Source organism: Actinomycetospora sp. C-140, assembly GCF_054796175.1.
On the sequence record NZ_JBTWNF010000018.1, the window covers coordinates 75,807 to 94,678 of the forward strand.

Annotated in this window: 17 protein-coding genes; 13 read left to right on the forward strand and 4 right to left on the reverse strand. The window is 74.2% G+C overall.

Annotated elements, in window-relative coordinates:
- Window positions 1–12 precede the first annotated feature (12 nt).
- The 4 genes from ACR9E3_RS25550 (at window position 13) to pucL (ending at window position 3,956) form a co-directional block, all read left to right on the forward strand.
- Window positions 13–1,230 carry an NADP-dependent isocitrate dehydrogenase gene (locus ACR9E3_RS25550; protein WP_460383511.1) on the forward strand — a complete coding sequence of 406 codons (1,218 nt, stop codon included), beginning with the start codon at window positions 13–15 and terminating at the stop codon, window positions 1,228–1,230.
- A 149-nt stretch (window positions 1,231–1,379) separates the two neighbouring features.
- The gene (locus tag ACR9E3_RS25555) at window positions 1,380–2,636 is read left to right on the forward strand and encodes an AI-2E family transporter (RefSeq protein ID WP_460383513.1); all 1,257 of its coding nucleotides are present in this window, start codon (window positions 1,380–1,382) and stop codon (window positions 2,634–2,636) included.
- Between the two features lie 86 nt (window positions 2,637–2,722).
- Window positions 2,723–3,052 carry a hydroxyisourate hydrolase gene (locus tag ACR9E3_RS25560; protein ID WP_460383514.1) on the forward strand — a complete coding sequence of 110 codons (330 nt, stop codon included), beginning with the start codon at window positions 2,723–2,725 and terminating at the stop codon, window positions 3,050–3,052.
- Between the two features lie 7 nt (window positions 3,053–3,059).
- Window positions 3,060–3,956 (forward strand): factor-independent urate hydroxylase, encoded by an 897-nt coding sequence (gene pucL / locus ACR9E3_RS25565; protein ID WP_460383516.1) that lies wholly within the window; start codon window positions 3,060–3,062, stop codon window positions 3,954–3,956.
- A 118-nt stretch (window positions 3,957–4,074) separates the two neighbouring features.
- Here pucL and ACR9E3_RS25570 read toward each other — a convergent pair whose 3' ends face one another.
- Window positions 4,075–4,506, reverse strand: a complete 432-nt coding sequence (locus tag ACR9E3_RS25570) for a DoxX family protein (RefSeq protein ID WP_460383517.1) — start codon at window positions 4,504–4,506, stop codon at window positions 4,075–4,077.
- 127 nt (window positions 4,507–4,633) lie between these two features.
- Here ACR9E3_RS25570 and allB point away from each other — a divergent pair, with 127 nt between their 5' ends.
- The 3 genes from allB to ACR9E3_RS25585 are packed head-to-tail and all read left to right on the forward strand — an operon-like array spanning window position 4,634 to window position 8,564.
- Window positions 4,634–5,974, forward strand: a complete 1,341-nt coding sequence (allB, locus tag ACR9E3_RS25575) for an allantoinase AllB (protein ID WP_460383518.1) — start codon at window positions 4,634–4,636, stop codon at window positions 5,972–5,974.
- Complete coding sequence (gene alc, locus ACR9E3_RS25580; RefSeq protein WP_460383519.1) at window positions 5,971–7,389, forward strand: allantoicase; 1,419 nt, start codon at window positions 5,971–5,973, stop codon at window positions 7,387–7,389. Before allB ends, alc begins: the two co-directional genes overlap by 4 nt.
- The gene (locus ACR9E3_RS25585) at window positions 7,386–8,564 is read left to right on the forward strand and encodes a DUF6986 family protein (RefSeq protein ID WP_460383520.1); all 1,179 of its coding nucleotides are present in this window, start codon (window positions 7,386–7,388) and stop codon (window positions 8,562–8,564) included. The genes alc and ACR9E3_RS25585 overlap by 4 nt, the downstream gene beginning before the upstream one ends.
- Window positions 8,565–8,616: 52 nt before the next feature.
- On the opposite strand, the gene ACR9E3_RS25590 is transcribed toward ACR9E3_RS25585, so the two are convergent.
- Window positions 8,617–9,105 carry a GNAT family N-acetyltransferase gene (locus tag ACR9E3_RS25590; protein WP_460383521.1) on the reverse strand — a complete coding sequence of 163 codons (489 nt, stop codon included), beginning with the start codon at window positions 9,103–9,105 and terminating at the stop codon, window positions 8,617–8,619.
- Between the two features lie 98 nt (window positions 9,106–9,203).
- Here ACR9E3_RS25590 and ACR9E3_RS25595 point away from each other — a divergent pair, with 98 nt between their 5' ends.
- Together ACR9E3_RS25595 and ACR9E3_RS25600 are read left to right on the forward strand one after the other, a co-directional pair.
- The gene (locus ACR9E3_RS25595; RefSeq protein WP_460383522.1) at window positions 9,204–9,746 is read left to right on the forward strand and encodes a TetR family transcriptional regulator; all 543 of its coding nucleotides are present in this window, start codon (window positions 9,204–9,206) and stop codon (window positions 9,744–9,746) included.
- Window positions 9,747–9,809: 63 nt separating this feature from the next.
- Window positions 9,810–11,177 (forward strand): 8-oxoguanine deaminase, encoded by a 1,368-nt coding sequence (locus tag ACR9E3_RS25600; protein WP_460383523.1) that lies wholly within the window; start codon window positions 9,810–9,812, stop codon window positions 11,175–11,177.
- A gap of 73 nt (window positions 11,178–11,250) precedes the next feature.
- Here the strand turns inward: ACR9E3_RS25600 and ACR9E3_RS25605 are convergent, their stop codons facing one another.
- Window positions 11,251–12,759, reverse strand: coding sequence for a nucleobase:cation symporter-2 family protein (locus ACR9E3_RS25605; RefSeq protein WP_460383524.1), 1,509 nt, complete (start codon window positions 12,757–12,759; stop codon window positions 11,251–11,253).
- A gap of 234 nt (window positions 12,760–12,993) precedes the next feature.
- Here ACR9E3_RS25605 and ACR9E3_RS25610 point away from each other — a divergent pair, with 234 nt between their 5' ends.
- The 4 genes from ACR9E3_RS25610 to ACR9E3_RS25625 all read left to right on the forward strand — a co-directional run bounded on the left by ACR9E3_RS25610 (window position 12,994) and on the right by ACR9E3_RS25625 (window position 17,690).
- The gene (locus tag ACR9E3_RS25610; RefSeq protein ID WP_460383525.1) at window positions 12,994–13,464 is read left to right on the forward strand and encodes a nucleoside deaminase; all 471 of its coding nucleotides are present in this window, start codon (window positions 12,994–12,996) and stop codon (window positions 13,462–13,464) included.
- 8 nt (window positions 13,465–13,472) lie between these two features.
- The gene (locus ACR9E3_RS25615; RefSeq protein ID WP_460383526.1) at window positions 13,473–14,300 is read left to right on the forward strand and encodes an FAD binding domain-containing protein; all 828 of its coding nucleotides are present in this window, start codon (window positions 13,473–13,475) and stop codon (window positions 14,298–14,300) included.
- On the forward strand, window positions 14,297–17,011 hold the full coding sequence (locus tag ACR9E3_RS25620) for a molybdopterin-dependent oxidoreductase (protein ID WP_460383527.1): 2,715 nt from the start codon (window positions 14,297–14,299) through the stop codon (window positions 17,009–17,011). The genes ACR9E3_RS25615 and ACR9E3_RS25620 overlap by 4 nt, the downstream gene beginning before the upstream one ends.
- A 217-nt stretch (window positions 17,012–17,228) precedes the next feature.
- Window positions 17,229–17,690, forward strand: coding sequence for a hypothetical protein (locus ACR9E3_RS25625; RefSeq protein WP_460383528.1), 462 nt, complete (start codon window positions 17,229–17,231; stop codon window positions 17,688–17,690).
- Here ACR9E3_RS25625 and ACR9E3_RS25630 read toward each other — a convergent pair.
- The gene (locus ACR9E3_RS25630) at window positions 17,683–18,843 is read right to left on the reverse strand and encodes an MFS transporter (RefSeq protein WP_460383529.1); all 1,161 of its coding nucleotides are present in this window, start codon (window positions 18,841–18,843) and stop codon (window positions 17,683–17,685) included. The two genes, ACR9E3_RS25625 and ACR9E3_RS25630, sit on opposite strands and share 8 nt — an antisense overlap.
- Window positions 18,844–18,872: the final 29 nt, after the last annotated feature.

Here is an 18,872-nt window from a genome sequence, read left to right on the forward strand (position 1 = left end):
GTCTCCCGAGTCGTGGCGAAGATCAAGGTAGAGGGCACCGTCGTCGAGCTCGACGGTGACGAGATGACGCGGATCATCTGGCAGTTCATCAAGGACAAGCTGATCCACCCGTACCTCGACATCGACCTCGAGTACTACGACCTGGGCATCGAGAAGCGCGACGAGACCGACGACCAGGTCACCGTCGACGCCGCGAACGCCATCAAGCGCCACGGCGTGGGCGTGAAGTGCGCGACGATCACGCCGGACGAGGCGCGGGTCGAGGAGTTCGGGCTCAAGCGGATGTACCGCTCGCCCAACGGGACGATCCGCAACATCCTCGGCGGCACGATCTTCCGCGAGCCGATCGTCTGCTCGAACATCCCGCGCTACGTCCCGCACTGGACCAAGCCGATCGTCGTCGGACGTCACGCCCACGGCGACCAGTACCTGGCGCAGGACTTCAAGGTCCCCGGGCCCGGCACCGTCACCATCAGCTACACGCCCGACGGCGAGGGCGAGCCGATGGAGTTCCAGGTCGCGAAGTTCCCCGAGGAGGGGGGCGTCGCGCTGGGCATGTACAACTTCAAGAACTCGATCGTCGACTTCGCCCGCGCCTCGCTGCGCTACGGGCTGGACCGGAACTACCCGGTCTACATGTCGACCAAGAACACCATCCTCAAGGCGTACGACGGCATGTTCCGCGACACCTTCGAGGAGATCTTCGAGTCGGAGTTCAAGGCCGACTTCGAGAAGGCCGGCCTGACCTACGAGCACCGCCTCATCGACGACATGGTCGCCGCGGCGCTCAAGTGGGAGGGCGGCTACGTCTGGGCGTGCAAGAACTACGACGGTGACGTCGAGTCCGACGTCGTCGCCCAGGGCTTCGGCTCGCTCGGCCTCATGACGTCGGTGCTCATGACGCCCGACGGCACCGTCGAGGCCGAGGCGGCCCACGGCACGGTCACCCGGCACTTCCGCCAGCACCAGCAGGGCAAGGAGACGTCGACCAACCCGATCGCGTCGATCTTCGCCTGGAGCCGCGGTCTCGCCCAGCGCGGGCGCCTCGACGGCAACGACGCCCTGGTCGACTTCGCGCAGAAGCTCGAGGACGTCTGCGTCAAGACCGTCGAGGACGGCAAGATGACCAAGGACCTGGCGCTGCTGATCGGCAAGGACGCGCCGTACCTCAACACCCAGGACTTCCTGGACGCCATCGACGAGGGCCTCGCGAAGGCCGTCGCGAGCTAGCACCACCCAGCGCAGGGCCCCGTCCGATCCGCTCGGGCGGGGCCCTGCGTCGTGCGGGCGCGGCGTACACCCGCGGGCCGGCGGGCACCCCGACGCGATCACACGCCGCATCCCGCCGGAGGACCCCGATCGCTGACAGACTCGCGACCATGGACGAGGCCCCGGCGTCGCGCGACATCGCTCGCGGCCTGACGCCGTCGCGCGGGCACCTCATCGGCGAGGGCCTCGCGTGGACGGCGCGCTGGAGCCTGCGCTTCCTGCTCGTCGCCGCGGCGGTGACGGTCGTCGGGTTCCTCGTCGTCGCCCTCTGGGACGTCGTGTTCCCGGTGTTCCTCGGCCTGGTGATCGCGACGGTGGTCGAGCCGCCGGTGACGTGGCTGCGCAACCGGCGGGTGCCCGGCGTGCTGGCGACCGCACTCGTCCTCCTGCTGGGCCTGGCGGCCCTCGGCGGGATCGTCGCGCTGATCGCCCCGTCCGTGGCGGGCCAGGCACCGCTGATCGCGCAGGGCGCCGTGGGCGGCGTCCAGCAGGTGCAGGGCTGGCTGCAGGGGCCGCCGTTCAACCTCGGCGCGAGCCAGATCGGCCAGTACATCCAGGCCGCGACCCAGCGCATCCAGGAGAGCGCCGGGCAGATCGCGACCGGCGTGCTCACCGGGCTGACCACGGTCGCCAACAGCGTCGTCAACGGTGTGCTCGCGCTGGTGCTCGCGTTCCTGTTCGTCAAGGACGGCCCGAAGTTCCTGCCCTGGCTGCACCGCTTCGCAGGTCCCACGTCGGGCGACCACCTCGCTGAGGTCGGGGCCCGCAGCTGGCTGCGTCTCGGCGGCTTCATCCGCAGCCAGGCGCTCATCGGTTTCGTCGACGCCGTGTTCATCGGCGTCGGCCTGGTGGTCTTCGGGGTGCCGCTGGCGCTGCCGCTCGCCGTGCTGACGTTCTTCGGCGCGTTCATCCCGATCGTCGGCGCGCTCGTCGCCGGCGCCCTGTCGGTGCTCATCGCGCTCGTGGTGAAGGGCGTCGGCACCGCGATCGGCGTGCTGATCCTCATCCTCGTGGTGCAGCAGGTGGAGGGGAACCTGCTCCAGCCGCTGGTCCAGGGCCGGGGCCTCGGGCTCAACTCGGCGATCGTCATCCTCGCGGTGACGGCCGGCACGAGCCTGGCCGGCATCGCCGGCGCGTTCCTCGCGGTGCCCGTGGCGGCCGTGATCGCCGAGATCCTGCGCTACTTCGGGGAGCAGATCGACCTGCGGACCGGCGCGCAGGACGAACCCAGCGAGGACGCCGTGGCCACGATGCAGGACGACGAGACCGCGGAGGACGACGGCGACACGGACACCGCGGACGGGACGGGCACCTCCGGCGCCTCCGGCACCTCGGCGTCCACCCCCGGGGCCGCGGCGGGCGGGTGACGACCCGGGAGGAACCCTCCCGTCACCGCGCGGCAACATCGGTCGCCTCTACTGATTGCCCGCGACCGTCATCAGGAGGTGCGCTCGTGATCGAGCGCCTGTCGACCCACGTGCTGGACATCGCCACCGGCCGCCCGGCGGCCGGGATCCCGGCGGTGCTGCGGACCGACGACGGGGCCGTGGTGGGCTCCGGCACCACCGACGACGACGGCCGCATCGGCGCGCTCAACGACGAGGCGTTCGGGCCCGGGGACGTGACGCTGACCCTCGACGTCGAGGAGTACGTCACCCGGACCCACGGCACGGTGTTCCACCCGCGGATCACCGTGCACGTCCGGCTGGACGGCGGGCGGGCGCACTACCACCTGCCCGTGCTCGCCGGACCCTTCTCCCACACGACCTACCTGGGGAGCTGATCGCGGAGTGGGCATCGTCCTGGGCACCAACCAGTACGGGAAGGCCGAGGTGCGTCTGGTCCACGTGGACCGCTCGACACCGCGGCACGTCATCAAGGACCTCAACGTCACCAGCCAGCTCTTCGGCGACTTCACCGCGACGCACACCACCGGCGCCAACGACGCCGTGATCGCGACCGACACCCAGAAGAACACCGTCTACGCGCTCGCCCGCACCGGCGGCGTCGGGGCGATCGAGGAGTTCGCGCTGCGGATGGCGCGGAACTTCGTCGACAAGTACGACCAGGTCACCGGCGCGCGCCAGGAGATCGAGGAGTACTCGTGGGGGCGGATCGAGACGTCCGACGGCGGCGCGCACGACCACGCCTTCGTGCGCTCGGGCACCGAGACCCGCACCGTCGTGGTCACCGCGCGGGGCGGGGCGGAGACCGTGATCTCGGGGCTGACCGACCTCGTCGTGCTCAAGAGCACCGGCAGCGAGTTCTGGGGCTTCCCCGACGTCGAGTACACCTCGCTGGTCGAGACCACCGACCGCATCCTCGCCACCGCGGTGTCCGCGCGCTGGCGGTACGTCGGCGTCGACGTCGACTGGGACGCGTCGTTCGCGGCGGTCCGCCAGACGATGCTCGACTTCTTCGCCGGCACCCACAGCTACTCGATGCAGCAGACGCTGTACGCGATGGGCCAGGGCGTGCTCGAGGCGCACCCGGAGATCGCCGAGATCCGGTTCTCGATGCCGAACAAGCACCACTTCCTCGTCGACCTGTCCGCCTGGGGCCTCGAGAACCCCAACGAGGTCTGGTACGCCGCCGACCGGCCCTACGGGCTGATCGAGGCCCAGGTGACCCGCGACGACGTCCCCGCCGACGACGCCGCCTGGGCGGGGATCGCCGGCTTCTGCTGAGAGGCTCGCGAGGTGTTGTCAGCCTGGCGTCCACGCTGACGCTCAACATGAGGAAATCCACCACGATCACGAAGCGCCCGGCCGACGGTGCTCGTCGGCCGGGCGCGGGCGTGCGGTGTCAGCGGCGCAGCAGCGTCCGGCGCGGGTGGCGGACGAGCTGAGCGGTCTCGTGGCGGCGCACGTAGGCGACGACGGCGACGAGCACGAGGACGGCGGCGGGGAAGACGGCCATCGCGACGCCCATCGTGGCGACCGTGGTGATCGTGGCGCCGACCATCAGCGCCACGCACCCGGTGGCGGCGAGCCCGGCCAGGCGCGGGATCAGCAGCCCGACCACGGCGGCGAGCTCGAGCACGCCGATCGCGACGATGCCCGCCGGACCGATCCCCATCATCGCGAAACCGGCGACGACGGTGGGGTCGAGCGTGACCTTGCCGCTCGCGGCCATCACGTAGGTCGCGGCGAGCACGACCTGCAGGGCGGCGAGGGCGACGCGTGCCGCGCGGGGACGGCTGATCGACGGGGTGGAGGTCAGGGTCGCGGTGGTCATCTCGGTCTCCTCGGGCGGTGCTCAACCTGTTGGTTTGCTACTAGAACAGGACTAGATGATGCTGTCAAGGGATGGCTGGGAGAGACCGCCCCGGCGGGACCCCGCCGCTGCTCTAGGGTCGGCGCCGATGGATGTCGATCTCGCCGACCTGGTGGTCCGGGCCCGCCGCGCGGTACTGCCGACCGGGGTCGCGCCCGCGGCCGTGGCGGTCCGCGACGGCCGGATCGTCGCGGTCGTCGACCCCGAGGACGCGCCGGACGCGGCGCGGGTCGTCGATCTCGCCGCCGACGAGGTGCTGCTGCCCGGCCTCGTCGACTGCCACGTGCACGTCGACGAGCCCGGTCGGACGCACTGGGAGGGTTTCGCGACGGCGACGGCGGCCGCCGCTGCCGGCGGCGTCACCGCGCTCGTCGACATGCCGCTGAACAGCGTCCCGCCGACGGTGACGCGCGCGGCCCTCGCGGCCAAGCGCGCGGCCGCGGCGCGTCGCGTCGCCGTCGACGTCGCCTTCTGGGGCGGCGCGGTCCCGCTGCGCGACGGGGAGCCGGATCCGGCCGGCCGCGTGGACCCGGACGCGATGGCGGAGCTGGTCGACGACGGCGTCGCCGGGTTCAAGTGCTTCCTCACCGACTCCGGTGTGCCGGAGTTCCCGCCCGTGGGTGCCGACGACCTCGCGCTCGCCGCGCGCACCTGCGCCGAGCTGGACGTGCCGCTCGTCGTGCACGCCGAGGACGACGGCGTCCTCGCGGCCTCCCCGACCGCGTCGGCGGACTACGCCGGGTTCCTCGCGTCCCGCCCGCCCGATGCCGAGGTCGCCGCGGTCCGCCGGCTCGCCGACCTCGCGGCGTCCACCGGCGCGCGCATCCACGTCCTGCACGTGTCCGCGGCCGAGGCGGCGCGGGTCGTCGCCGACTCGGACCTCACCGGCGAGACCTGCCCGCACTACCTGTCCCTCACGGCCGAGGCCCTCGCGAGCACCGCCGGGAAGTGCTGCCCGCCGGTCCGCGACGAGGCCAACCGCGAGGCGTTGTGGGCGGCGCTGGCCGACGGCGCGCTCGGGCTCGTCGTGTCCGACCACTCGCCCTGCCCGCCCGAGCTGAAGGCCGGCGGGTTCGACGACGCCTGGGGCGGGGTGTCGTCGCTGGAGCTGGGGCTGCGGCTCGTGTGGACCGGCGCCGCCGCCCGCGGGCTCGGACTCGTCGACGTCGTGTCCTGGATGTCCGCCGCGCCCGCGGCCCTGGCCGGCCTGACGACCAAGGGCGCGCTCGCCGTCGGCCGCGACGCCGACCTCGTCGCCTTCGCCCCCGACGCCACCGCCGTCGTCGACCCGGCCCGGCTGCACCACCGCCACCCCGTCAGCCCCTACGGCGGCCGGGAGGTGCGCGGGGAGGTCCGTCGCGCGTGGCTGCGCGGCGCCGCGCCGGGCGCCGGACACCTGCTGACCCCGACCACCAGGGAGCGTGCGTGAGCCTCGTCGACCTCGCGGTCCGTGCCGTCGGCGGCGGGGTGGTGGCCGCCAGTGACGAGACCTTCGCCGAGAAGGAGAACCTCGTCCGCACCGCGGCACCCACCCACGCCGCGCACACCTTCGGGCACAAGGGCCAGATCTACGACGGGTGGGAGACGCGCCGGCGCCGCGACGACCGCGGTCCCGACGGCGACGACTGGGCCGTCGTGCGGCTCGGCGTGCCGGGGCTCGTGCACGCCGTCGTCGTCGACACCGCGTTCTTCGACGGCAACCACCCGGTGTCGGGCCGTGTCGAGACGGCGTGGATCGAGGGCCACCCGTCGCCCGACGAGGCGGCCGCGGGTCCGTGGACGCCGTTGTGCGCAGGGCCGCTGTCCGGGAGCAGCGAGCACCGCTGGGAGGCCGACGGACCCCGCGCCGCCACCCACGTCCGGCTCGTCATCCACCCCGACGGCGGCGTCGCGCGGCTGCGGGTGCTCGGCGAGGTGCTGCCGGACGTGCGGCGGTGGCGTTCGCTGGGTGTCGACCTCGCCGCGCTCGCGAACGGCGGCCGGGTGCTCGACGCGTCCGACCGCCACTACTCGCCGCCGGAGAACCTGCTGCTCCCCGGCTCGGCGGCGCACATGGGCGAGGGGTGGGAGACCCGCCGCCGCCGCGACGACGGCCTCGACTGGGTCGACGTCCGGCTCGGCGCGGCGGGGCGGGTGCACCAGGTCGTCGTCGACACCACCCACTTCGTCGGCAACGCGCCGGGCAGCGTGCGGCTGGTCGGCCCGGACGGCGCCGAGCTGCTGCCCGCCACGCCGCTGCAGCCCGACACCGAGCACTGGTTCGGCGCGCCCGAGGGCCTGGACACCGGGCTGCTCGTCGACCGTGTCCGCGTCGAGGTCCGTCCCGACGGCGGGTTCGCGCGGCTACGGCTGTTCGGGCGGCCGACGGCCGACGCGGTGGCCGCGGCCGGGACGCGACGGTTCGACGTGCTGCCCGGCCCGGTGGCCGAGGCGGTCCTGCGCGGCTGCTGCGCCGCGCCCCGGTGGGCCGCCGACCTGGTGGCGAAGCGTCCCTTCGACGACGTCGACGCGCTGGTCGCCGCGGCCGTCGCGGGCGTCGCCACGCTCGACGACGACGACCTGCGCGCGGCGCTCGCGGTGCACGCGCGGATCGGCGAGCGTGGCGAACCCGAGCAGGCCGGGGTGCTGGAGCGGGACCGGGAGGCCCTGGCCGCCGGCAACCGCGCCTACGAGGAGCGCTTCGGCCACGTCTACCTCGTACGGGCGTCGGGACGCAGCGGCGCGGACATGCTGGCGCTGCTGCACGAGCGCCTCGAGCACGACGCGGCCACCGAGGCCGAGGTCGTGCGCCACCAGCTCGCGGAGATCACCGAACTGCGGCTGCGGGACCTGTGGGTGCCGTGAGCGCTCCCCTCGACCGTCTGGTCGCGGACGCCGACGCGGCGTTGGGCGGCGTCGACGCGGTCCTGGCCTCCGACGAGGCCCGCCGCGCCGCCGCGGCCGCGCGGGGTCCGGAGCCGGTCCACGTCTGCTACGTGCCCGCCGACCGGGTGTCCGCGGCGACGGCGCAGCAATGGGGGTCCTCGGCGCTGGACGCTCTGGACACCTGGTCGGGGCTGGTGGGCGACGTGGGCGAGGACCTGCCGGCGGTGCTCCCGCGGGTGCGCCGCGTCCTCGGGTCCTGCCCCGTCGCCGACCTGCGCGCCGACCTCGAGGACGGCTACGGCCACCGCGGCGACGACGTCGAGGACGCGGACGCCGCCCGCGCCGGCGCGGCGGTGGCGGCGGTGCTCGCCGGCGAGCGCGCACCGTGGCGGGCCGGGCCGCGCGTGAAGTCGATGGAGGCGGCGACCCGGCGGCGCGGCCTGCGGTCCTGGGCGCTGTTCCTCGACGCCTTCCTCGGCGCGGGCGGCGACCCGGCCCGGCTGCGGGTGACGCTGCCGAAGGTGTCGGCGCCCGAGCAGGTGGCCGCGTTCGTGGCTTTCTGCGCGTCGGTGGAGGCCTCTCGTGGTCTCGGCCCGATCCCCGTGGAGATCCAGGTGGAGACGCCCCGGGCGCTGCTCTCCGGGGTGACGTCCCTGATCGACGCCGCGGGCGGGCGCTGCGCGGGCCTGCACTACGGCACCTACGACTACTCGGCGGCCCTGGGCGTCGCGCCGGACCAGCAGCGCGCCGACCACCCCGCGGCCGAGCACGCCAAGGCGGTCCTGCAGGTGGCGGGCGCCGCGCTCGGCGTGCCGGTGTGCGACGGGTCGAGCGCGCTGCTGCCGGTGGGGTCCGCGTCCGAGGTCCTGGCGGCGTGGCGGGCCCAGGCGCGCATCGTGCGCCGCGCGCTGGAGCTCGGCATCGGTCAGGGCTGGGACATGCACCCCGGCAACGTCCCGATCCGCCTGGCCGTCGTCCACGCCGTGCACCGCGCCAGCGCCCCCCGCGCCGTGGAACGCCTGCGCGCCTACCGCGAGGGCGCCGCCTCGGGCGTCCTCGACGAACCGGCGACCGAACGGGCCCTCGTGGCCTTCCTGCGCCGCGGCCTCGCCTGCGGCGCCCTGGACGCCGACGAGGTGTCGGGGCTGGCGTGATGTGTCAGCGAAGTGCCGTCACTGACGCTCAGCGTCCGTATCGGTACTTCGATCACGACGGAGTCAGGGCGAGCTCGTACGACTGCCCGAGCGTCTCCACGCCGAAGTCGGCGTGGCTCTCCTCGCCGGTCAGCGTGAACCCGGCCTCGAGATAGAGCCGGCGGGCCGCGGCGAGCGGCTCGTTGGTCCACAGCACCATGCGCCGGTAGCCGGCGTCGCGGGCGAAGTCGACGCACGTCGTCACGAGACGCCGCCCGACGCCGTGGCCGCGAGCCTCGGGGTCGACGAGCAGGAGACGCAGCTGGGCCGTCGCGTCGTCGCGCTCGACGCACAGCACGCTGCCGACGCGCACGCCGTCGAGCTCCGCGATCCACCCCGCGTCTCGACCGGGGCGGGCCTGCGTCGCGTAGGCCGCCACGATCGGCGCCGTCACCGCGTCGATGGCCCACCCGTACTCGGCGGCGTAGCGCTCGCCGTGCGCCATGAGCACCCAGCCGAGATCGCCCGGCGCGCCCAGCTCGCGGATCGTGACCTCACCCATGCCGACCTCCTCACTGAAACGACTGTTTCAGTGAAGCACACTGAGCGGGTGGATTTCCTGACGCCTGACGTCAGCGTGGACGCCAGGCTGACAACACGGTGACCCAGCAGACCGGTTCCGCGCGGCAGCAGGAGCTGCTCGACGCGGCGTACGGCTGGGTCCTCGAGCACGGGTGGGCCGGCATGAGCCTGCGCCCGCTGGCCGAGGCGATCGGCTCGAGCCCGCGGGTCCTGCTCTACCTGTTCGGCAGCAAGGACGGGCTCGTGCGCGCGCTGCTCGCTCGCAGTCGGGACGACCAGCTCGCCGTGCTCGACGCGCTCGGTGGCGCGGCGGACCTCCCGACGGTCGGAGCGCGGGTGTGGGCCTGGCTCGCCGCCGAGGAGCACCGCGCGCTGCTGCGGCTGTGGCTCGAGGCGTACACGCGCTCCGTCGGGGACGCCGACCACGGGCCCTGGGCGGGGTTCGCGGCGCAGACCGTCGCCGACTGGGACGCCCTGCTCGCCGAGCACCAGACGCTCGACCGCCCTGCCGAGCGTGCCCTGCTCCTCGCCGTGCTGCGCGGGGCGCTCCTCGACCTCCTCGCGACCGGCGACAAGCCCCGTCTCGACGCCGCCGTCGCCGCGCACCTCGACACCATGTGACGTCGCGGTGACGACTGGCGGCGAGGGCTTCTCGGCGCCCGCCAGGCTCCTTAGCGTCCGATCATGACCGATGCGCAGCCCGTCGACCTGCTCGTCCGGGGCGCGACGCTCGTGGCGACGTGCGACGACGCGGGCACCGAGCTCGCCGGGGGCTGGGTGGCCGTGCGCGGCGGCGTGGTCACCGAGGTCGGCACCGGGCCGGTGCCGGCGGCGGCCGACGTCCTCGACGCCTCCGGCTGCCTCGTGACGCCGGGCCTGGTCAACACCCACCACCACCTCTACCAGAACCTCACCCGGTGCCTGGTCACCGACGGGACGCTCTTCGAGTGGCTCACCGGGCTCTACCCGGTGTGGGCCGGGCTGGACGAGGAGGCCGCGTACCTCGCCGCGCGGGTCGGGCTGGCCGAGCTCGCGCTCTCGGGGTGCACGACGTCCACCGACCACCTCTACGTCGCCCCGCGCGGCGCCGGGGACCTGTGGGCGGCGGAGATCCGGGCCGCGGGGGAGGTCGGGCTGCGCTTCCACCCGACGCGCGGCTCGATGACCCGCTCGGTGAAGGACGGCGGCCTGCCGCCGGACTCGGTGGTGCAGGACGACGACGAGGTGCTCGCCGACTCCGAACGCCTCGTCGTCGCGTTCCACGACCCGTCGCCGCAGGCGATGGTCCGCGTCGCGCTGGCACCGTGCTCGCCGTTCAGCGTCACCCCGGAGCTGATGACGGCGACCGCCGAGCTCGCCGAGCGCCTCGACGTCCGCCTGCACACCCACCTCGCCGAGGACGCCGACGAGGACACCTACTGCCTCGAGACCTTCGGGCGCCGCCCGATCGACCAGTTCGAGGAGGTCGGCTGGCTGACCGGCCGGTCGTGGGTCGCGCACTGCCTCTTCCCCGACGACGGCGAGATCGCCCGGCTCGGCGCCGCGGGGGTCGGCGTCGCGCACTGCCCGTCCTCGAACTCCGTGCTCGGGAACGCGCGGATCTGCCCGGTGACCGACTTCCGCGCGGCCGGCAGCCCGGTCGGTCTCGGCGTCGACGGATCCTCGTCCAACGACGCGGGCTCGCTGTGGATCGAGGCGCGCCACGCGATGATGCTGGGCCGGGTGCGGGGTGGGCCGACGGGGATGTCGGCGCGCCAGGTGCTGACGATGGCCACCCGCGACGGTGCCCGCTGCCTCGGTCGCGACGGGGAGATCGGCGCGCTCGTCCCCGGCGCCGCCGCTGACCTCGCGGTCTGGCCGCAGACCGGGATCGCGTTCTCCGGCGCGCTCGCCGACCCCGTCAGCGCCTGGCTGCGCTGCGGGCCCACGGCCGCCCGGCACACGGTCGTGGCCGGGCGGGCGGTGGTCCGCGACGGTGCGCTCGTGCACGCCGACACCGAGGAGATCGTCAGCCGGCACCACGTCGCGGCGACCCGCCTCCAGAGCCGCTGAGCGCCCGTGCGAGCTGGCGGATTTCCTGACGTTGAGCATCAGCGTGGACGCCAGGCTGACACCTCCCTGCACCTCAGTCGGGGTCGGAGCGGTCGCCCGTCCCGGCGCCGGTCACCGCGCCGTGCTCGACGGCCGTCTCCAGCGCCCCCTGGCGGCGCGGCAGGTGCGGGAGCCAGTGGTTGAACAGCAGGTTCAGCAGGAAGACGACGATGACCGTCGAGGTGATGCTCGAGCCGAAGATGACCTGGAAGTCCGGAGGGAAGTGCTGGTAGAAGTCCGGCTGGATGGTCGGGATCAGGCCGATCGAGAACGACACGGCGATGATCAGCAGGTTGTGGTTGTCCGGGCCGCCGAAGCGCACCTTGTGCAGCGTCTGGATGCCGACCGCGGTCACCATCGCGAACATCACCGTCGCCGCGCCGCCGACCACCGGCCCGGGCAGGGCGGCGACGACCGCGCCGACCTTCGGCACGAGGCCGAGGATCACCAGCCCGATGCCGCAGACCGTCACCACCCACCGGCTGCGCACGTTCGTCATCGAGATCAGCCCGACGTTCTCGGCGTAGGCGGTGTCGGGGAACGAGTTCATGAACCCGGCGAGGAACGCCGAGAGCCCGTCGACGGCGAGACCGCGGGCGAGGTCGTTCGGGCTGAGGTCACGCCCGACCATCTCGCCGACCGCGAGCATGTCGGCGGTCGACTCGACGTAGGTCACCAGCATGACGATGCACATCGAGATGATCGCCGCGGCCGCGAACTTCGGGGGTCCGAAGTGGAACGGGGCGGCGATGCCGAACCAGCCGCTGGTGGCGACGTCGGAGAAGTCCACGAGGCCCATCGGGATCGCGACGATCGTGCCGATGACGATCGCGAGCAGCACCGAGGTCTGCCCGATGAAGCCGCGGAAGAAGCGCGCGATCACGACGATGAGCAGCACGACCACCGCGGCTAGCACGATGTGCGAGATCTGCCCGGAGTCCGGGTTGGTCATCATCGCGACCTCGCCGTCTGCGTCCAGGAACGGCTGTCCCTGCGCGTTCAGCACCGGGATCTCGGCGGTGAACGTCGACGTCTTGTCGCCCGCGATGAGGCCGATGTTCGCGCCGATCAGCGACAGCCCGATCATCGCGATGACGGTGCCCGTCACCAGCGGCGGGAAGAACCGGATGATCATCGAGAAGGGCTTGGCGATGATCAGCGCGAAGATCCCCGAGATGATCATCGCGCCGTAGACGTAGGGCAGCCCGTCCCGCCCGCCGTACGCGTTGGCGATGATGATCATCGGGTTGAGCACGGTGAACGTCGCGCCGGCGACCACCGGCAGCCGCACGCCGAGAATCTTGCTGATCCCGACCGACTGGATGATCGAGGCGATCCCGCAGACGAGCAGGTCGGCGCTGACGAGGATCGCGATGTCGGCCTCGTCGAGCCCGACCGCCGGGCCGACGATCAGCGGTACCGCGATGGCGCCCGCGTACATGATGAACAGGTGCTGCAGGCCCAGGACGAGCAGGCGCGGCAGGGGCAGCACCTCGTCGACGGGGTGGACGGTCTTCTCGGACGGCGCTTCGGTCGTGCTCACGGTCACCATCCCGGTCACGGAGGCGGAGTCGATCGCGGTCGATCGCTCCCGACCGTGACCCGACGGCGTGACGCCCACGCAACCGTGTGGTGCCGCCTGCTTGACGGGGGCGGGCACACGCGCAGGAACGCGACGAACCGGGCGCGCGGCGGGGCCACGGGCGGCTACGTTCGGTACCGGTCGCCAGCGCACGCCGGCCGTCACCGCTCCCGATCACGGACGAGAGGCGTGCCCATGAGCGACGACGCCACCTGGCTGTCCCACGCGATCGACCTCGCGTCGACGAACGTCGCCGAGGGCGGCGGGCCGTTCGGCGCGGTCGTCGTCGCCGACGGGGTCGTGCTCGCTCGCGGGCAGAACCGCGTCACCCGCGACCTCGACCCGACCGCGCACGCGGAGGTCGTCGCGATCCGCGACGCGTGCCGGGTCCGCGGCGACTTCTCGCTCGCCGGCGCCACGCTCTACGCGTCGTGCGAGCCGTGCCCGCTGTGCGTGTCCGCCGCGCTGTGGGCACGTGTCGACCGCGTCGTCTACGCCGCCGACCGCCACGACGCGGCGCGCGGCGGGTTCGACGACCGTGAGTTCTACGAGCTGTTCGACCGCGACCGCGCCACGTGGGCGACACCCGTCGAGACCCTCGACCTGCCGACGCGGGCCCACCCTTTCGAGGCCTGGCTGGCGAAGTCCGACCGCGTGGCCTACTGAGTCACGACATGGACCTCCTCACCGTCGAGGCCCTCGAGCGCCCCGCCGACGACGCGGCGCTGCGGGCCCGCGTCGCCGCGATGCCGGACGCGTCGCCCGCCGGCGCCCTGCTCGCCGGCGGGACGTGGCTCTTCTCCGTGCCCCAGCCCCACCTGCGCACGCTGGTCGACCTCACGACGCTGTCCTGGCCGGCGGTGACCACGACGCCCGAGCGGGTCACGGTCGCCGCGACGGCCACGATCGCGCAGCTGGTGGAGCAGGTCCCGCACCCGCTCGTGCAGGGGTGCGCCGAGGCGCTGGTCGGCTCGCACAAGGTGTGGAACGTGGCCACCGTCGGCGGCAACATCGCCCTCGCCCTGCCCGCCGGCCCGATGACCACGCTCGCGGTGACCCTCGACGCGACCGCCGTCGTCTGGCCGGCCGCGGGCGGGGAGACGCGGCTGCCCGTCGCCGACCTCGTCGTCGGGGCGCAGCAGACCCTGCTCGGGCCCGGGGACGTGCTGCGGGCGGTGGAGCTGCCGTCGTCCGCGCTGCGGGCGCGCACCGCCCTGCGCAAGGCCTCCCTCGCACCGCTCGGGCGCTCGGCGGTGCTGCTCGGCGGGCGGGTCGACGACGGTGTCGACGGCGGGGGCGCGGTCACCCTCGCCGTCACCGCCGCCCGTGCCCGGCCCGCGGTGCTGCGGTTCCCCGCGTTCCCGGGCGTCGCCGAGCTCGACGCCGCCGTGCTCGGGCTCGAGGCGGACGGGCCCTGGTACGACGACCCGCACGGCACCCCGGCCTGGCGGCGCGCGATGACCCGCCGCCTCGCGCGGGAGATCGTCGAGGAGCTCGCGTGAAGGTCAACGGCGAGCCGGTCGACGCCGTCGCGCGCCCCGGGCAGTGCCTGCGCACGCTGCTGCGCGAGACCGGGCACGTCGAGGTCAAGAAGGGCTGCGACGCCGGCGACTGCGGCGCGTGCTCGGTGCTCGTCGACGGCACCCCGGTGCACTCGTGCCTCTACCCGGCCGCGCGCGCCGCCGACGCCGCGGTCACGACCGTCGCGGGTCTGGGCACCCCCGAGGGGCCGCACCCGGTGGCGCGCGCCTTCGCCGAGGCCGCCGGTTTCCAGTGCGGCTTCTGCACGCCGGGCATGATCGTCACGGCCGCGACGCTTCCGCCGGGCACCGACCGGCGGCGGGGCCTGCAGGGCAACCTCTGCCGCTGCACGGGCTACCGCGCGATCGACAGCGCCCTCGACGCCGCGACCACCACGAAGCCCGACGGCCGGATCGGCGAGTCGGTGCGGGCGCCGGCGACCCGGGAGGTCGTGACGGGCTCGGCGCGGTACACGTTCGACGTCCCGGCGCCGCCGGACCTCGCGCACCTCGCGGTGCTGCGCAGCCCGCACGCGCACGCCCGGGTACTGGAGATCGACACCGCGGCGGCCCGCGCCGTCCCCGGCGTCGTCGCCGTGCTGACCGCCGCCGACGTGCCGGACGTCCTGTACTCGACCGCGCGCCATGACGACCGGCTCGACGACCCTGACGACACCCGGATGCTCGACACCGTCGTCCGCTTCCACGGCCAGCGGGTCGCCGCCGTCGTCGGGGAGACCCTCGCGGCGGCCGAGCAGGGCGCGCGCGCGCTGGAGGTGCGCTACGAGGTCCTCACCCCGGTGCTGGACGCCGAGACCGCCCGGACCTCGGCGGCGATCCACGGCGACAAGGCGCCGGAGAGCCGGATCGCGGATCCCTCCCACAACGTCGTCGCCGCGCTGCACGACGGCGTCGGTGACGTCGCCGCGGGCGTGGCGGAGGCGCGGGCGGCCGGCGGGGCCGTCGTCTCCGGCACCTGGCACACCGGGCGCGTGGCCCCCACGTCGCTCGAGACGCACGGGTGCCGCGGTGAGCTCGACGCGTCCGGGCGGCTCGTCGTGCGCACGTCGAGCCAGGTGCCGTTCCTGGTGCGCGACGAGCTGGCCCGGCTGCTGGACCTGCCGCGCGAGCGGGTGCGGGTGAGCACCGGCCGGGTCGGCGGCGGGTTCGGCTCGAAGCAGGAGATGCTCACCGAGGACCTCGTCGGCCTCGCCGTCCTGCGGACCGGGCGACCGGTGCAGTGGGAGCTCACCCGGACCGAGTCGCTGACGGCGACCCCGATGCGGCACCCGATGCGGGTTGCGGTCACCGCGGCCGGCCGCGCCGACGGCTCGTTGACGGCGTTGGCGATCGACGTCCTGTCCGACGCCGGGGCCTACGGCAACCACTCGCCGGGCGTGATGTTCCACGGCTGCCACGAGTCGATGGCGCTCTACCGGTGCGCGAACAAGCGCGTGGACGCCGAGGCCGTCTACACCACGACCCCGCCGTCCGGGGCGTTCCGCGGGTACGGGCTGGGCCAGGTCCAGTTCGCGATCGAGTCGGCGCTCGACGACCTCGCCCGCGCGCTGGGACTGGACCCGTTCGAGCTGCGCCGCCGGTGCGTCGTGCGTCCGGGCGAGCCGTTCGTCGCGTCGCACGATCCCGGCGAGCACCCCGACGACCTGGAGTTCGGGTCCGACGGGCTGATCGAGTGCCTCGACCTCGCGGAGGCCGCGGTCGCACGTGACGGTGACGCGCCGCCGCCGGGGGAGCACTGGCGGGTGGGGACGGGGGCGGCCGCGAGCATGATCGCGACGATCCCGCCGCGCGGGCACCACGCCGAGGCCTCGGCGGCGCTCGCGCCCGACGGGACCTACCGGCTGCGCACGGGCACCGCGGAGTTCGGCAACGGCAGCGCGACCACCCACGCCCAGATCGCGGCGACGACCCTGGGGTGCCGCCTGGACCAGGTGCGGGCCGTCGCCGGCGACACCGACGCGGTCGGCGTCGACACCGGGGCGTTCGGGTCGACGGGCACCGTCGTCGCCGGGACGGCGGTGGCGCGGGCGGCGGCCGGTCTCGCCTCGCGGCTGCTGGGGGCGGCGGCCGCGCGGCTCGGCGTGGACGTCGAGGCGTGCACGCTCGGGGCCGAGGGGGTGGCGGCGTCGGGGTCGTCCGTGGGCCTGACGGAGCTCGCCGCCCTGGTCGGCGGGGAGCCCTCGGTGGGTCGGCACGACGGCACCCCGCGGTCGGTCGCGTTCAACGTGCACGCGGTGCGCGTCGCGGTGGACGTCCACTCGGGCGAGGTGCGCATCCTGCGCTCGGTGCAGGTGGCCGACGCCGGCGTCGTCGTCAACCCGCAGCAGTGCCGCGCGCAGGTCGAGGGCGGCGTCGCGCAGGCGATCGGCACGGCGCTCCACGAGGAGATCCGGCTCGACGACGCCGGCCGCGTCGTCACCCGCGTCCTGCGCGACTACCACCTGCCGCAGTACGCCGACGTGCCGCGCACCGAGGTGTTCTTCGCGGACACGTCGGACCCGCACGGCCCGTTCGGGGCGAAGTCGATGAGCGAGTCGCCCTACAACCCCGTCGCCCCGGCGCTGGCGAACGCGATCCGCGACGCCACCGGCGTCCGCCCCTACCGCCTCCCCATGACCCGCGACCGCCTCTGGGCGGCGTTCGGCGCACCGGAGATCGGCGAGGGCGGCTGAGGCCCGGGGTCGTTCGAGCGATGCGGCTTTCCTGGCCCTATCGGCGTGCTGTGTTGGATTGCCAGGATCGCCACATTCTCGGGGCGCCGACACGCCGGGGCGTGTCAGCGTGGCGGCCACGCTGACACTCAACGTCAGGAAATCCACCCGCTCGCGTTCTAGGCCGTCGGAGTGAGCATCTTCCCGACAACGGTGACGGAACGTGACACTGTCGCCCGTGACGACCGTTCGTGCCGAGACCGGCCCGCCCTGGATGCGACGTTTCGTGGTCCTCCTGGTCGGGCTGCCGCTCGTGGCGGTGTTCGTGGTGATCGTCGCGGTCGTGCTGGGCAGCCACGGCCCCTCCGGCGGCGGCGTGGTCCGGGCCTACACCGCGGCGGAGCTCGACCGCGAGGTCGCCACGCAGCTGACGATGACGTGCGCGAGCGGCACCGACCCGATCTGCCGGTCCCTGCGCCGGGCCGACGCGGCGGGCGGGGGGTTCGGGTACGGGCCGGTCGAGATGCCGACCGCCCGGTGCCGGAGCGGGGTGTCCGAGGCGGCGCCGAGCACGACATGCCTCGTCTACAGCGGGCGCGGCCGCCCGGTCGGACCCGTCGACGTCACCCTCGTCGTCACGTCCGGCACCGGCGACCGGGCTCGGGACGGGCGTCCGATGTCGTTCCTGCAGATCAGCTGACGAGCCCGACGCCGGCCGCGACGAGCGTCGCCAGCCCCAGCACGAGGAAAGCGGCCGGGAAGCCGCCGAGCACCGCTGCCACGGCGACGCCGCCGGCCGGTGCGAGGGCCACGGCGAGGGTCACCGGGGCGGAGAAGACGCCGTTGATCCGCCCGAACGCGCGGGTGCCCCAGCGGTCGGAGACCGTCGACGCCTGGAGGAGCGTGTGCAGTCCGCGCCCGGCGCCCGCGACGACCGCGAGCGCGATGAGCAACGGCGCCGGGCCGGGGACCAGGGCCAGCGCGATGACGCCGGCGGCCCCGAGCACCAGGACCGCCACCAGGCGGGTCCGCGGCGTCGACCGCCGCACCAACGGGACGAACGTCAGGCGCCCGAGCACCTGCCCGGCCCCGGTGAGCCCGAGCGCCAGGGCGGCGAGGCGGAGGTCGAGCCCGCGGCCCTCGAGCAGCGGCACCAGGTTGATGGTCGCGCCGTAGAGCGCGAACGCGCTGAGCGTCATCACGGCCGCGACCACCACGAACCGGGGACTGCGCAGCACCCCGGACGCGTGCTCCCGGTCGGCCGACTCGCGGTCGACGTTCTCGGCAGGGCGCCACGGCGGGGTGAGCGCGAGGGCGTGCAGCGGCACCGTGACGAGCGCGAGCACGACGGCGAGGACCGCGAACGTCCCGCGCCAGCCCAGAGGGCCGACGAGGGCGGCGGTCAGGGGCGCGAACACCGTGCTCGCGAACCCGGCGACGAGCGTCAGCGTCGTCAGCGCACGGACGCGCCGATCGCCGTACCAACCGGTCAGCGCGGCGAACGCCGGCGGGTAGAGCGTCGCGGACTGGCCGATCCCGGCCAGCGCCCACGCCGCGTAGAACAGCGGCAGCGTGGGCGCCGCGGCGACCGCCACGATCCCGAGGACGCCGACGACCGAGCCGGTGGTCATCACGAGCCGCGGTCCGCGACGGTCGATGAGCCGGCCGACGGCGATCCCGGCGCCGGCCGAGACGAGCGCGCCGACCGAGAACGCCCCCGTCGCGACGCCGACCGACCAGCCGGTGTCGGCGCTGATCGACGTCACCAGGACCGGGAACGCGTAGTAGAGGACGCCCCAGCTCACGATCTCGGTGACGCACAGCGCGGCGAGGGCGCGGCTCCGGGCCTCCACGCCGCTCACCCTGGACCAGGTGCGTCCGG